12 protein-coding genes and 1 riboswitch are annotated in these 13,353 nt (G+C 48.9%); of the genes, 5 read left to right on the top strand and 7 right to left on the bottom strand.

Features of this window, described 5'->3' with window-relative positions; genetic code table 11:
- Positions 1-25: 25 nt before the first annotated feature.
- Complete coding sequence (locus IC804_RS14385; protein WP_081157186.1) at positions 26-2,308, bottom strand: ribonucleoside-diphosphate reductase subunit alpha; 2,283 nt, start codon at positions 2,306-2,308, stop codon at positions 26-28.
- Positions 2,309-2,435: 127 nt separating this feature from the next.
- A riboswitch (cobalamin riboswitch) is annotated at positions 2,436-2,632 on the bottom strand.
- A 189-nt stretch (positions 2,633-2,821) separates the two neighbouring features.
- Here IC804_RS14385 and IC804_RS14380 point away from each other — a divergent pair.
- The 5 genes from IC804_RS14380 (at position 2,822) to IC804_RS14360 (ending at position 6,591) form a co-directional block, all read left to right on the top strand.
- Positions 2,822-3,832 (top strand): ATP-binding cassette domain-containing protein, encoded by a 1,011-nt coding sequence (locus tag IC804_RS14380; RefSeq protein ID WP_081157187.1) that lies wholly within the window; start codon positions 2,822-2,824, stop codon positions 3,830-3,832.
- Position 3,833: 1 nt separating this feature from the next.
- Positions 3,834-4,625, top strand: a complete 792-nt coding sequence (locus IC804_RS14375) for an ABC transporter permease (RefSeq protein WP_008878889.1) — start codon at positions 3,834-3,836, stop codon at positions 4,623-4,625.
- 76 nt (positions 4,626-4,701) lie between these two features.
- The gene (locus IC804_RS14370; protein ID WP_190300619.1) at positions 4,702-4,881 is read left to right on the top strand and encodes a hypothetical protein; all 180 of its coding nucleotides are present in this window, start codon (positions 4,702-4,704) and stop codon (positions 4,879-4,881) included.
- Positions 4,856-5,530, top strand: coding sequence for a response regulator transcription factor (locus tag IC804_RS14365; RefSeq protein ID WP_008878890.1), 675 nt, complete (start codon positions 4,856-4,858; stop codon positions 5,528-5,530). Before IC804_RS14370 ends, IC804_RS14365 begins: the two co-directional genes overlap by 26 nt.
- Positions 5,527-6,591: a sensor histidine kinase gene (locus IC804_RS14360; protein WP_011886998.1), complete on the top strand. Its 1,065-nt coding sequence runs from the start codon at positions 5,527-5,529 to the stop codon at positions 6,589-6,591. Before IC804_RS14365 ends, IC804_RS14360 begins: the two co-directional genes overlap by 4 nt.
- A 218-nt stretch (positions 6,592-6,809) precedes the next feature.
- Here the strand turns inward: IC804_RS14360 and asnB are convergent, their stop codons facing one another.
- The 6 genes from asnB to IC804_RS14330 form a co-directional block, all read right to left on the bottom strand.
- Entirely contained in the window at positions 6,810-8,717 is a 1,908-nt protein-coding gene (asnB, locus tag IC804_RS14355; RefSeq protein WP_011886997.1) for an asparagine synthase (glutamine-hydrolyzing), read from the bottom strand.
- 851 nt (positions 8,718-9,568) lie between these two features.
- On the bottom strand, positions 9,569-9,784 hold the full coding sequence (locus tag IC804_RS14350) for a hypothetical protein (protein WP_008878894.1): 216 nt from the start codon (positions 9,782-9,784) through the stop codon (positions 9,569-9,571).
- A 5-nt stretch (positions 9,785-9,789) separates the two neighbouring features.
- Positions 9,790-10,095, bottom strand: coding sequence for a ferredoxin family protein (locus IC804_RS14345; protein WP_049756676.1), 306 nt, complete (start codon positions 10,093-10,095; stop codon positions 9,790-9,792).
- Complete coding sequence (locus IC804_RS14340) at positions 10,077-11,372, bottom strand: FAD-dependent oxidoreductase (protein ID WP_029760344.1); 1,296 nt, start codon at positions 11,370-11,372, stop codon at positions 10,077-10,079. The genes IC804_RS14345 and IC804_RS14340 overlap by 19 nt, the downstream gene beginning before the upstream one ends.
- Positions 11,365-12,414, bottom strand: a complete 1,050-nt coding sequence (locus IC804_RS14335; protein ID WP_008878897.1) for an electron transfer flavoprotein subunit alpha/FixB family protein — start codon at positions 12,412-12,414, stop codon at positions 11,365-11,367. The genes IC804_RS14340 and IC804_RS14335 overlap by 8 nt, the downstream gene beginning before the upstream one ends.
- A 76-nt stretch (positions 12,415-12,490) precedes the next feature.
- Positions 12,491-13,306: an electron transfer flavoprotein subunit beta/FixA family protein gene (locus IC804_RS14330; RefSeq protein WP_008878898.1), complete on the bottom strand. Its 816-nt coding sequence runs from the start codon at positions 13,304-13,306 to the stop codon at positions 12,491-12,493.
- Between the last annotated feature and the right edge of the window lie 47 nt (positions 13,307-13,353).

Below are 13,353 nucleotides of genomic sequence, written 5' to 3'. Positions count from 1 at the left end.
ACAAATAGCATGGCGTTGTCCGCGGTCAGCTCGCACAAGCATCACATTCTTCCATCGTCCCTGACGTTGAGCGGACATAATACGTCGTTTTCAGCCCCGACTTCCACGCCGTCAAATGCAACTCCAACAATTCTTTCGCCTTAATCGTATTCATGACGTAGAAGTTAAACGAGATTGCTTGATCGATATGGCGCTGACGGGCAGCGTTTTGTCTAATGCTCCAACGCTGGTCAATATAATACGCTGATTTGTAATACCATGTCGTCTGTTCGTTTAAATCCGGCACCGTAACAGGAATCTTATAATCTTTCTTTTCCTCGGCATACACTTTTCGAAAAATCGGGTCAATGCTCGCCGTGCTGCCAGCGATGATCGATGTCGATGCGTTTGGGGCGACCGCCATGAGATAGCCGTTGCGCATCCCGTAGCGTGCCACCTCTCTCTTCAACCGATCCCAATCCCGTTCGCCGTGGTTTTTGTAGCCACGCCGCTCAAAATAAGCACCCGTTTGCCAATCTGACCCTGAAAACCCCGGGTAGCTCCCTTTTTCTTTCGCCAGCTCCATGCTAGCTTGTATCACCAAATAAGCAATCGTTTCATACAGCTCATCAGTGTAGCGGACGGCTTCCTCTGACTCCCAGCGAATCCCTTTTAACGCCAACAGATGATGCCAGCCAAATGTACCGAGACCGACAGCACGGTATTTTTTGTTCGTCAAGCTTGCTTGCAGCACAGGAATGTTGTTCAAATCAATGACATTATCAAGCATCCGCAGTTGAATCGGAATCAAACGTTCGAGCACTCCATCGGTGACGGCGCGCGCCAAATTGATTGACGATAAATTGCAGACGACAAAATCGCCCGGTATTTTTTCGATGATGATCGTTCCATCTTTCACATATTGCTGCTTCGTCACTGTCGGACTTTGGTTTTGCGCAATTTCCGTACAAAGATTGCTACAGTAGATCATGCCAAGATGGCGGTTGGGATTTTGCCGGTTGACTTCATCGCGGTAAAACATAAACGGCGTCCCCGACTCGAGCTGGCTGCGCATAATGCTTTTCATCACTTCAATCGCTGGCACTTTTTCTTTTGACAGTCTCGGCTCATTGACGCATTGCCAATATTTCTCGCGAAAGCTGCCACGCCCTTTTTCCTCATCATAAAAGTCTTCGAGGCTAAACCCCATCACCTTCCGCACCTCATGTGGGTCAAACAAATACCAGTCGCCTCGCTGTTCGACTTGTTCCATGAACAAATCAGGAATGCAAACACCGGTAAACAAGTCGTGCGTGCGCAGCCGTTCGTCGCCGTTATTGAGCCGTGCATCAAGAAAGGCAAAAATGTCTTTATGCCACACATCTAAATAGACGGAAATCGCCCCTTTGCGTTGCCCTAACTGATCAACGCTCACCGCCGTATTGTTCAGCTGTTTCATCCACGGAATGACGCCTGACGAAACACCTTTAAATCCTCTGATGTCGCTGCCGCGCGAACGGATTTTGCCAAGATAGACACCGATGCCGCCGCCTGACTTCGATAAATTGGCAATGTCAGTGTTGCTGTCGTAAATCGCCTGCAAGCTGTCATCCACCGTGTCGACAAAGCAGCTTGACAACTGACCGTATGACTTCCCGGCATTGGCAAGTGTCGGCGTGGCCACCGTCATATATAGGTTGCTTAACGCCCAATACGCTTCCTTCACCAACTCGAGGCGCCGCTTAGGCGGTTCGTTCACCATCAAGGTCATAGCAATGATGAGAAACCGTTCTTGTGGCAGTTCGTACAGCCGCCGCTCATAATCGCGGGCCAAATAACGGTCAGCGAGCGTGCGCAACCCGATATACGTAAACAACAAGTCTTTGTCTGGATCAAGAAATGAGCCAGCCGTCTCGATCTCTTCTTTTGTATAACGCTCAAGCAATAGCGGGCTGTACACCCCTTGTTCTGTCAAAGAAACGATTAATGAATAAAAATCACCATACCGCTCGCGCGCATCGTACCCGCGCTGCCGTGCCGCCTCGCGGTACATCATCCGCAAATACAACCGCGCGCACACAAACGTCCATTCCGGCTCCTCTTCACTAATGTACGACAACCCTTCTAAAATAGCGGTTTGATACAGTTGATCAACGGTGACGAACTCTTTTCGACTGAGAAGCTGCCATACACGCTCTTCATATTCCTCAAGCGACAAACGGACAAAGCCTGCCGTCGCCTGCTCAATTAACGCGGCAAACTCTCTGCGCGAAAGCGACTTCTCTTTTCCTTGATCATCAACAACAATGGATTTCGTGACCGCTGTCATTCGTTTTCCCTCTCCTTCAATAAAAAAATCCGCTCGGGTGAACGAGCGGATGAAACGACAGACAGAAAAAGGCATACGATTCCTTTTTCTATTTCCCTATCGTTTCATCTTCTCACACCCCGAAGAACATGAAACTTCCAAGCAAGGCAGGTCTCCTGACTCGTGCATCGTCCTACTTTGGGTCCTTCCCAGCGGCGTGCCGTGCAAGCTTTCACCGCCAGTGGCCATCCCATTTCGTCCGCACATACAGTTGCGGGGGCAGTTCCGGATTCGCACCGGATTCCCTATTAAGTCCTGATGGACACCATTGCTTGCAATCACCATATGTAGTTGTTAAAGCAAACAAACACAACGATATATAGTATTTATCATGTTACTGGAACAAGCATATACCAAAACCGGGAAAATTGCAAGAGTGGGTAAATCAAAAAATTGTTCCTTGTTCACATTCTGTTCATAATAGCGTGCTACGATTTGCCATGTACAAATCATTGTAAAGAGGAGGACACAAAAATGGGACACAAACACCGCTCCGCTTCCGAGCATCAAGAGTGGGCAGTGGAAGCGCACGGATTGGTAAAAGTTTTTGGCGACCATCGGGCCGTAGATGGCCTCGAGTTGCGTGTACGTACCGGCACGATCTATGGAGTGCTTGGACCCAATGGCGCCGGCAAGACAACAACCATTCGAATGTTGGCGACCTTGTTGCGCCCGGATGGCGGTTCGGCCCAAATTTTTGGGTACGATGTCGTCAAGCAACCTCAAATTGTCCGACAGTTGATCGGTGTCACCGGCCAATATGCGTCCGTTGACGAAACGCTCAGCGCTGTAGAAAATTTGATGATCTTTTGTAGACTTCTCGGACTGAGCCGAGCAGAGGCGCGACGGAAAACAAGTGAATTATTGGAGGAATTCGGCTTGACAGAAGCGGCCAAACGCCCGTTAAAACATTTCTCGGGCGGCATGCGTCGGCGCCTCGATCTCGCCGCCAGCCTGATCGCCCAGCCGCCGCTCATTTTTCTTGATGAGCCGACCACGGGTCTCGATCCGATCACACGTAATCAAATGTGGGAAACGATCCGCCGCTTAGTCCGCATGGGATCAACCGTGCTGTTGACGACCCAATACTTGCAAGAAGCGGATGAATTGGCGGACCGCATCGCCGTGATTAATCACGGCCGTGTTGTCGCCGAAGGGACCCCCGATGAACTCAAAACATCTGTCGGCCAGTCGTCATTGCAAGTCAAATTGCAACAACCGGAAAAGATCGAAGCGGCCAAACGCATCATTGAACACGTTCTCCGTATCCGGTCAAGCATATCTGCAGAAACCGGGAACATCACGGCGTCAATGGCCGATCCGGATCAAGTGACGGACGTGCTTGTCGCTTTGCGGCAAGAGGGGATCCGCTTAGCCGAGGTCAACGTCCAAAAACCAACCCTTGATGAAGTCTTTTTAGCCATTACCGGCCATGGAGCGAAAAAAGATGAAGAAGAATTCAGCGTTCTAAGGGAGGTTCGATAGAATGAACACTCGCCAACTGAACAGCCGCACGAGCATTTCCCAAGCGGTGCGAAACTCGTTCACAATGGCCTATCGCGGTTTGCTGAAGGTACGGCGTACGCCGGAACAACTATTTGACGTCACTTTCCAGCCGATCATTTTCACGTTGATGTTTACTTATATCTTTGGTGGAGCCATCGCCGGAAATGTGGACAACTACCTGCCAATGATTATTCCCGGCATTCTCATCCAAACATTGATCGGCGCCTCTGTCGCTTCAGGAGTCCAACTTCGGGATGATATGGACAAAGGTGTGTTCGACCGCTTTAAATCATTGCCGATCGCCCGCATCGCGCCGTTGGCAGGGGCGTTATTAGCCGATGTCGTTCGCTATGTCATTGCCGCTGTGCTGACGTTTACCATCGGATTTCTCATCGGCTATCGTCCGGAAGGAGGTGTCGCCAGTGTGGCGCTTGCCATCGTGTTCTCCATCGGGTGCACGTGGGCTGTCAGCTGGATATTTGCCTTCTTCGGCGTCATTGCCCGCAATGCAGCTAGCGTACAAGGAATTTCCATGTTGGCGCTGTTTCCGCTTATGTTTCTTTCAAATGCGTTCGTGCCAGTCAAGACAATGCCTGACTGGCTGCAATGGATTGCCAAAGCCAATCCCCTTTCCCATATGATCACGGCCGTTCGCGAACTAACGAACCATGGCACGATTGGCACTGATTTTATTATTTCTTTAATCGGCGCAGGAGCGATTGTCGCGATTTTTGCCCCGATCACGGTTCGTGTCTATATGCGCCGCGCATAATCATGGGGGATGTCTGACGCTTATCCCCCGAACAGCCAAAACCAACAAACAGATTCATTCACGATCTGACGTCAGGATGAAAATAAGGAACAGATGGGCTGCTACATTAACGGAAACGAACGAAAACATCGGACGAATAGCGATGAATGGCGAGCAATACGCCCGCTACATTGACGGGGACGAACGAAAACGGCACAATGGAAAAGAGAACGCGTGGAGGGAAGATGACAATGGCCCGAATTTTAGTTGTCGATGATGATGCACATATCCGCGAACTCGTCAGCCATTTTTTAAGTTTGGAAGGATTGACAATCCACGAAGCAGCTAATGGAAAAGAAGCACTTGACGTGCTAGAAACGACGAAAGTGGATTTGGTCATTATGGATATTATGATGCCGGAAATGGATGGGTGGGAACTATGCCGTGAACTGCGCGACTATGACGATGTTCCCATTCTGATGTTGACCGCTAAAGGGGAAACGAGGGAAAAAGTGAAAGGATTTTCTCTTGGGGCAGACGACTATCTCGTCAAACCGTTTGACCCCCTTGAACTTGTCGCCCGTGTCAAAGCATTGCTTAAACGGTATCGTATCGCCACCTCGCAAATCGTGCAAATTGGCCATTTGTCGTTAAACCGCAAGACGTACGAATGCCGTTTGGGAGACGTGGAAGTCCCTTTGCCACCAAAAGAATTCGAACTGCTTTTTCAACTGGCCAGCTATCCCGGTAAAACGTTCACGCGCGACGAATTGATTGAACAGATTTGGGGTTACGATTATGAAGGAGATGAGCGAACCGTTGATGTTCATATCAAGCGGCTGCGTGAACGGTTCGCTCAGCCGAACGCTCCCTTTTTCATCCGCACGATTCGTGGACTCGGCTATCGGCTGGAGGCACGCCAATGAAACGATTATGGTTTGTGTTTAAATCCATCTTGACCGTGATCGCTGTGATGTCAATCATCTGCCTCTTTTGGTCTGCGGCATATTTCATCACAGAAGCGATCTACACCCGATTCGCTTGGCAGCCGCATCCGCTCGTTCGGCAAATCATTTCATCGATCTTCGGCTTTTTGCTATTCGGGATGACCATGAGCGCGATCGGTCCTTTTTTGCGAAAGCGCGAAAGAGTATTTTGGCACCACTTAATAGACGCCATTAATCGAATCGCCAAAGGCGATTTTCGAGTGAATCTTCAGGTTGACTGGGGCGGACGGCATCATCCGTTTGCCGAACTCGTGACACGCATTAACGACATGGCCGCAAATTTGCAGGCCATGGAAGACATGCGTCAAGAATTTATTTCCAACGTTTCTCATGAGATTGGCTCTCCGCTAACATCGATTCGTGGATTTGCCCGCGCACTCAAAAACGAGAACTTAAGCCAAGAGCAGCGGATGCATTATCTTGATATTATTGAAACTGAATGCGTAAGACTGTCAAAGCTAAGCGAGAATTTGCTGCGGTTGGCGATGTTAGATTCTGAGCGCTACCCGCTTCATCCGACATCCTATCGTTTGGACACGCAATTACAAACGCTCATTCTTCACTGCGAGCCGCAGTGGGCGGAAAAAGACGTGGACATGTGTGCCGTGATGGAAAAAGTATCGATTACAGCTGATGAAGATTTGCTCAGTCAAGTGTGGCTGAACTTGATCCATAATGCCATCAAATTTACACCGAAAGGAGGAACAATCACCGTCCAGGTTCAACGCCGTGGCGAACAAGCCATCGTCACGATTTCTGATACAGGGCCGGGAATTCCAAAGCATGACCAACCCCGCATTTTTGAGCGGTTTTATAAAGTCGATAAATCCCGCCATCGCGCCGCAGGCGGCAGCGGGCTCGGCTTGGCGATCGCGAAACAAATTGTGGATATGCACCATGGAACTATCTCCGTTCAGAGCGAGCCGGGAGAAGGAGCGACCTTTACAGTGGAACTTCCCATTCGCGGTCCCTTTTCTTGACCTGTTTCTTACGGAGAAACAGGTCAAGAAGGGGGTTTTTTATTCCGTGAACACATACGTTTCCAACCGTTGCTCATTTGAGGGAAAACGTTGTGGAATCCTGCTTTCCGCATCAAACGGGAGCTGACTCCCCCCTTCACTGCTGAACTCCTTTTCTGTTTGCAATCATCAAAAAAGGAGTCCCGGCTACACTCCCGAGACCCCTTTTCAGTTCGCTGCTATGCCTCCAAAACAGATGTTGACCACTTTTCGTCTTGTACAGATAAAGCAAAATCGTATTTCTTTTCTACATAGACTTGGTGCCAGATCATAAACGCCAAGACGGTCCACAGCTTGCGACTATGATCCGCTTTCTGCTGGGCGTGCTCATCGAGCAAACGGTATAGCACATCCTTATGGAACAAATGGTCAGTTTCACTTTCATAGATAAGTCGTCTTGCCCAGTCATACATTTCATTTCTCAGCCAATGGCGAATCGGCACCGGGAACCCTAGTTTCTTCCGGTTTAACACATGATCCGGCACGATGCCTTCAGCGGCCTTGCGCAAAATGTATTTTGTCGTACCGTTGGCTGTTTTCATGTCAGGAGCAATTTTGGATGCGACTTCAAACACCTTTCGATCTAAAAATGGAACCCGCAGTTCGAGCGAATGAGCCATCGTCATTTTATCCGCTTTTAATAAAATATCGCCTCTTAGCCATGTATGAATGTCAATGTATTGCATCCGGTTGACCGGAGGGTAATGAGACGTTTCTTCATAAAAGGGAGCCGTAATCGTTGTATACTCGCGCCCTTTTTGATATGTTTTGAGTAATGCCTCTTTTTCGTTTTCGCTATACATTTTCGCATTGCCAACATACCGTTCCTCGAGCGGCGTCGTCCCGCGTTCTAAGAAACTTTTTCCTTTCATTCCATCCGGAAGAAGCTTCGCGATCATCCGCAACACAGCTTTCACCACGTCTGGCATCCGCTCGAACAGCCGCAGTGACTGCGGTTCGCGATAAATATTGTAACCGCCAAACAGCTCGTCTGCCCCCTCACCGGAAAGCACGACCGTAACATGTTTTCTCGCCTCACGGGCCACAAAATAGAGCGGCACAGCTGCCGGATCAGCTAATGGGTCATCCATATGCCACATGATTTTCGGAAGCTCGTCCATATACTCCTGCGGGGAGATGACATAGCTGATATTGTCCACACCGAGCTTCTCCGCCGTTTCTTTGGCAACATCAATTTCGCTGAACCCTTCCCGCTCAAACCCGACAGAAAATGTCTTAAGATGCGGATGGAATTGCTTGGCGATGGCCACGATCAACGATGAGTCAATCCCGCCTGACAAAAACGCTCCAACCGGCACATCGCTGCGCATATGCACGTTCACCGAATCAAACAGCGCCTCGCGAATTTGTTTCACAAGCTCCTCTTCCGATTGGCGAACAGGCTGGAAGGATGCTTTCCAATAACGGTGAACGGTGAGCGGTTCCCCAACTTTTTTCTTGATATAATGCCCTGGTTCCAACTTGTAAATGCCAGACGACATCGTCAATGGCTCAGGGACGTATTGGAAGGTTAAATAATGTTGTAGAGAATCATGCTCCAATGATTCATGCCCCAACGCAAACAAAATGCTTTTCTTTTCTGAAGCAAAAAATGTGCGACCCTCTTGTTCCGCATAAAAAAATGGCTTAATACCAAACGGGTCCCGCGCCGCAAACACCGATTTCTCTTGCTTGTCCCAAATGACAAACGCAAACATCCCGCGCAGCCTTTCGACTGCTTTTTCTTTTTCCACGCTATAAAGAGCAACAATCACTTCAGTATCAGAGTGCGTCGCGAATTGATGCCCCTTCGCCAACAGTTCTTCCCGCAATTCAATATAGTTGTAGATTTCCCCGTTAAAGATGATCCAGTAGCGTTCGTTTTCGTAAGAGAGCGGCTGATGCCCTGCTTCCAAATCGATAATGCTTAAACGTCGAAACCCGAAAGACACGTAGTCATCAAAAAAATACCCTTCATCATCAGGACCGCGATGGGTAATAAGACCGTTCATTAGTTGAAACATTTCGTTCCATTTTTTATTTCTTATTCGCGGATGATCGTGAACACAACCGATAAAGCCGCACATAATGTTGATTCTTCCCCCTTGGTATCATCGTTCTAAAAGAAGATTGTTGCTTTACGCTCATAAAAGGCAGAGTTTGGCCAATCAACAGAAGATGAATGTAATTTAGTGTCAACCCCCCACATGATAAAGGCCCTGTGTATGATGTTTTTATATATGGGGTTTCATGGAAAAGTTCCATGAGCAAACTTTGTTCTTCACCCGATCATGAAAACGGCGGCTCAACGCACCCACATTTTCACGGAAAAAGCCAAGCCTCCCATAGGTAAAATATCCGCGGTGCGAAAGAACTCCGAATCACCGGATGCTCACCGTTGGGACGACCCAAAATAGGGCTCAGAGAGGCGAAAGGCGGCTTTCGTCGTGAAACGAAGAAACGCCCTCTTCAAGTCAAGTGAAGTGGAAATCATTCACTAAATCAATGAACAGATAAGGCTAGAACAAAAGAATTATCAAAGAACACTTTCATTTTATTACAAGCTGATTTGAAATTTAAAGGTTTTTTGTAAAAAAATAGTTGTTACATTTTCACTCCCGAATATATAAACGTTAAAACCTCCAATATATTACCGGCAAAATATAAAAAAATAATTTCCTTCAAAGGAACAAAATAACAAAAGATAGTCCCTACACCTAAAAAAAGCGAACGGCGTGATCTCCCGTTCGCTATGGCATGAACCCATTGCCCAAACCGTTTCATCACTTGATCCAAACGGATGCCGTTCATCAGCTTGATTGTCATACACAGCATCCGCAAATCAGCAATTTCCAATGAAATTTTGTCTTTGCACCGTTCATAACCAAACCTTTCCTAGTGAGCACGGAGGGCTGCCCATGCACACAAAAAACCACCCTTACAACGGGTGGTTGACATCAGAGGAAACATGTTCGGAAGAAACACGGATTGTTTGTCTTTTCGTCAACTCAACATCGACCGTTAACAGCTCTTTTTTCTCCCAGCTGACAAAACGGTCTTCCCATAACACGTGGCAGGAGTGATCGTTCATTTCAAGCACGATTCCCCTTGCCCCATCACGGGCGAAAACGACGCAATCCCCGATTTGGAACATGGCGATCACCCTAACCGAAAGACGATCCCGTGGCCGCCTCTCGGATACTCCCAACGAATATTTTCATATGGACAGCCGATGCGGCAGCTGCCGCATTCATGACATCCTTCATAACCAACATGCATCCGTGTTCCCTCCCATTTATATACCGCCGCCGGGCAGAAAATCGTGCAAATTTTATCCGGACATTTCGTCAGGCAAATGTCGTGGTCAAGGACGTGAAGGTGTGATTTCGTATCGGCATTAAATCGGACTAAATATTGCTTTTCCTCAATGGTTGACGAATGGCTCATTATTTCATCACCTCCCATGCCTTAAACACATCGCGCGCCAATTTGAGTTTTTCTTTCATCGAGCCAAGATCGCGCCAAATTTTTCTCTGTTTTTCCCACTTCGATGCTCCATCGACGGTGAACATATGGCTAGCCGCCCGGTTGAGCAGCGGAATATAGCGTTCAAAATATTGCGGGAACGCATCAAAATGATGGGTGGCATCTTTATACTTCTTCAAGTCTTGGACAATAAAGCTTTCCATCAGTTTCAGGCGATAGTGGTCAAGCATGCTTTCCGAGAAGTCGTTGTACGTTTTGGCCATAATGATCGTTTCGGCTGCCAAGCGCCCGGAAGTCATCGCCATGTTCGAGCCTTCACGGTGAATGGCGTTGACGAGCTGGGCGGCGTCACCGACGACAAGCACGCCGTCGCCGACGACTTTCGGCATCGAATGATAGCCACCTTCCGGAATCAAGTGCGCCAAATACTCGACCGGTTCGCTCCCTTGAAGATACGGTCGAATCATTGGATGGTTTTTCACGTATTCAAGCAGCTCATACGGCTTAATCTTATGCTTAATCAGCCCGGAAAGCAGCGTGCCGACGCCGATGCTTAACGTATCTTTATTCGTATATAAAAACCCTGTCCCTAAAATGCCTTTCGTCGCATCACCAAGCAGTTCGATCGTGCATCCTTGCCCCGGTTCGAGATTGAAACGCTCTTCAATCACTTTTTTGTCCAACTTTAAAATTTCCATTGTTGCTAAGGCAACTTCATCCGGCCGCCATTCGCGATGAAACCCGAGCTGTTTCGCCAAAAGCGAATTGACGCCATCAGCCAGCACAACGACATCGGCGTATACCTCGCCATCTGGACGGTCAGTGCGGACACCGACGACGCGGCCGTTTTCGACGATGCATTCGAGTGCCACCGTTTCACAAACAAGCAACGCTCCTTGTTCGACCGCTTTCTCGGCAAACCATTGGTCAAATTTCGCCCGCAAAACGGTAAAGTTGTTATACGGCTCGCGTCCCCACTCCAATCCTTTATAGCTGAACGTCACCGCTGACTCTTTATCCATCAACATAAACCGCTGTTCAACAATCGGCCGCTCGAGCGGCGCCTCTTTATAAAACTCAGGGATTATGTCTTCCATCATTTTTCGATAGAGCACGCCGCCCATGACGTTTTTCGATCCTGGATATTCGCCGCGCTCAAGCAACAATACGTTGACTCCGGCTTTGGCGAGCTCATAGGCACAAGCCGTTCCGGCCGGACCCGCTCCGACGACGATACAGTCAAATTTTTCAGGCATGGCGGATTTCCTCCTTCGCATCGGCTGATGCTTTTAATTTCGGGATCTCTTCTTTAAACCGTTTGATTAATAACGGCACAATCTCCAACGCATCGCCGACAATGCCATAATGGCACGATTGGAAAATGGGCGCGTTCGGATCTTTATTGATGGCGATGATCAGTTCGGAGTTTTGCATGCCGACAATATGTTGAATCGCTCCTGAGATGCCGATGGCGAAATAAATTTTCGGCGTCACCGTCACCCCGGTTTGCCCGACTTGGTGATGGTGGTCGATCCAGCCGGCTTCAACGACATCACGGCTAGCGCCGACCGCGGCGCCGAGGACATCCGCCAGCTCATGGATAAGCTGAAATCCTTCTTTGCTGCCCATTCCTTTGCCGCCGGCAACGACGATATCCGCTTCATCGATACGCGCCTTTTTTACTGTTTGCCTTACGACTTCAAGCACTTTCGTCCGCATCTCCTCCTCGCGCAGCTCGATCCGCTCTTCAACGATTCGGCCGGTTCGAGTCGGATCTGGCGGAAGAGCCTTCATTACTTTCGGCCGGACCGTCGCCATTTGCGGGCGGTACTTTTTGCATAAAATCGTCGCCATAATGTTGCCTCCAAACGCCGGTCGGCTTGCCAACAATAATCCCGTGTCTTCTTCAATGTCAAGAATCGTCGTATCCGCCGTCAATCCAGTCGGCAAATCCGTGGCAATCGCGCTCGCTAAGTCTTTTCCTGTCGGCGTCGCTCCGTATAACAGCACTTCCGGCTTATACTTTTGGCAACAGTGAAGCAATGCGCGCATATACGGTTCTGTGCGGTAATGGGCAAAAATCGGATCGTCATAGACGTAGACAACGTCGGCCCCATAAGCGAACAACGTCGGAGCGAGCTCTTTGATACCGCTTCCAATCAACACTCCGCCAAGTTCCGTGCCGCGTTTATCCGCGAGCTTTCGCCCGGCCCCAAGCAATTCCAAGGAAACAGGGGCTACCTTTCCGTCTTTTACTTCAATATAGACCCATATCCCTTGGTAATCAGCCAAGTTCATACTTTATCCCCTCCTTGTGAACATCAAACATTCCTTTTCGCTCCTAGCAGCGAGCCAAGCAGGTTCAGGAACGTTGCTACGATTGAAACAACTCTTTTTTCTCAAGCACGATCGAAAGCAGCTGTTCTACTTTTTCTTCTGTCGTCCCTTCGAGCATCTCACCGCCTTTTGGCTTTGGTGGTGTCCATATTTTCGAAACAATTGTCGGGGAACCTTTTAATCCTAACTGTTTGCGGTCAACGTTTTCCAAATCGTTTGCGGTCCAAATTGTCGGGTAGTATCGTGCGGCTTTAATCATGTTGGGTAAAGGTGCAAAGGAGATGTCGTTAATTTCCTTTTCAACCGTGAATAAACATGGGAGCGTCGACTTCACGACTTCATAACCATCTTCGAGCTTGCGGTGGACAATCGCATATCCTTTTTCTTTGTTAATTTCAACGACCTTGTTCACACCGGTGAGCGGCGGAATATCCAAACGCCGGGCAATGCCTGGCCCCACTTGGCCTGTATCACCGTCGATGGTCATTTTTCCACAAATAATCAAATCAATCGGCCGTTGTTTCGCGATTTGTTCCAACGCCTTCGCCAGCGCATAGCTCGTCGCCAACGTATCCGCCCCGGCAAACGCGCGGTCGGAAATCATATACCCTTCATCAGCACCAAGCTCAATGCACTTTCGAATCGCTTTTACTGCCGGCGGCGGGCCCATCGTCAAGACGGAAACGACGCCGCCATATCTTTTTTTCAAGCGGACAGCTTCCTCTACAGCATGCGCATCATACGGGTTTAAAATCGCCGGGGCGCTCGCGCGGTCGATCGTATTCGTCTTCGGGTTGATCTTGGCGACCTTCGTATCCGGCACTTGCTTAATACAGGCTACAATATGTAGCATACATCCACCTCCCAAAATGGTTTATTTTCCTATATTCATATTCTAGC

Origin of the sequence: Geobacillus sp. 47C-IIb, assembly GCF_014679705.1 — a bacterium.
Lineage (GTDB): Bacteria > Bacillota > Bacilli > Bacillales > Anoxybacillaceae > Geobacillus > Geobacillus thermodenitrificans.
The sequence above is the reverse complement of the archived record's forward strand: the minus strand, read 5'-3'. Positions and strand labels throughout refer to the sequence as shown.

Bases quoted from the DNA above. Each gene is read 5' to 3' on its own strand.
- IC804_RS14350 (WP_008878894.1), bottom strand. From the start codon at position 9,784: ATGTTCCAAATCGGGGATTGCGTCGTTTTCGCCCGTGATGGGGCAAGG.
- IC804_RS14370 (WP_190300619.1), top strand. From the start codon at position 4,702: ATGAAAATAAGGAACAGATGGGCTGCTACATTAACGGAAACGAACGAA.
- IC804_RS14345 (WP_049756676.1), bottom strand. From the start codon at position 10,095: ATGGGAGGTGATGAAATAATGAGCCATTCGTCAACCATTGAGGAAAAG.
- IC804_RS14385 (WP_081157186.1), bottom strand. From the start codon at position 2,308: ATGACAGCGGTCACGAAATCCATTGTTGTTGATGATCAAGGAAAAGAG.
- IC804_RS14365 (WP_008878890.1), top strand. From the start codon at position 4,856: ATGGCCCGAATTTTAGTTGTCGATGATGATGCACATATCCGCGAACTC.
- IC804_RS14375 (WP_008878889.1), top strand. From the start codon at position 3,834: ATGAACACTCGCCAACTGAACAGCCGCACGAGCATTTCCCAAGCGGTG.
- IC804_RS14330 (WP_008878898.1), bottom strand. From the start codon at position 13,306: ATGCTACATATTGTAGCCTGTATTAAGCAAGTGCCGGATACGAAGGTC.
- IC804_RS14335 (WP_008878897.1), bottom strand. From the start codon at position 12,414: ATGAACTTGGCTGATTACCAAGGGATATGGGTCTATATTGAAGTAAAA.
- IC804_RS14340 (WP_029760344.1), bottom strand. From the start codon at position 11,372: ATGCCTGAAAAATTTGACTGTATCGTCGTCGGAGCGGGTCCGGCCGGA.
- IC804_RS14360 (WP_011886998.1), top strand. From the start codon at position 5,527: ATGAAACGATTATGGTTTGTGTTTAAATCCATCTTGACCGTGATCGCT.
- asnB (WP_011886997.1), bottom strand. From the start codon at position 8,717: ATGTGCGGCTTTATCGGTTGTGTTCACGATCATCCGCGAATAAGAAAT.
- IC804_RS14380 (WP_081157187.1), top strand. From the start codon at position 2,822: ATGGGACACAAACACCGCTCCGCTTCCGAGCATCAAGAGTGGGCAGTG.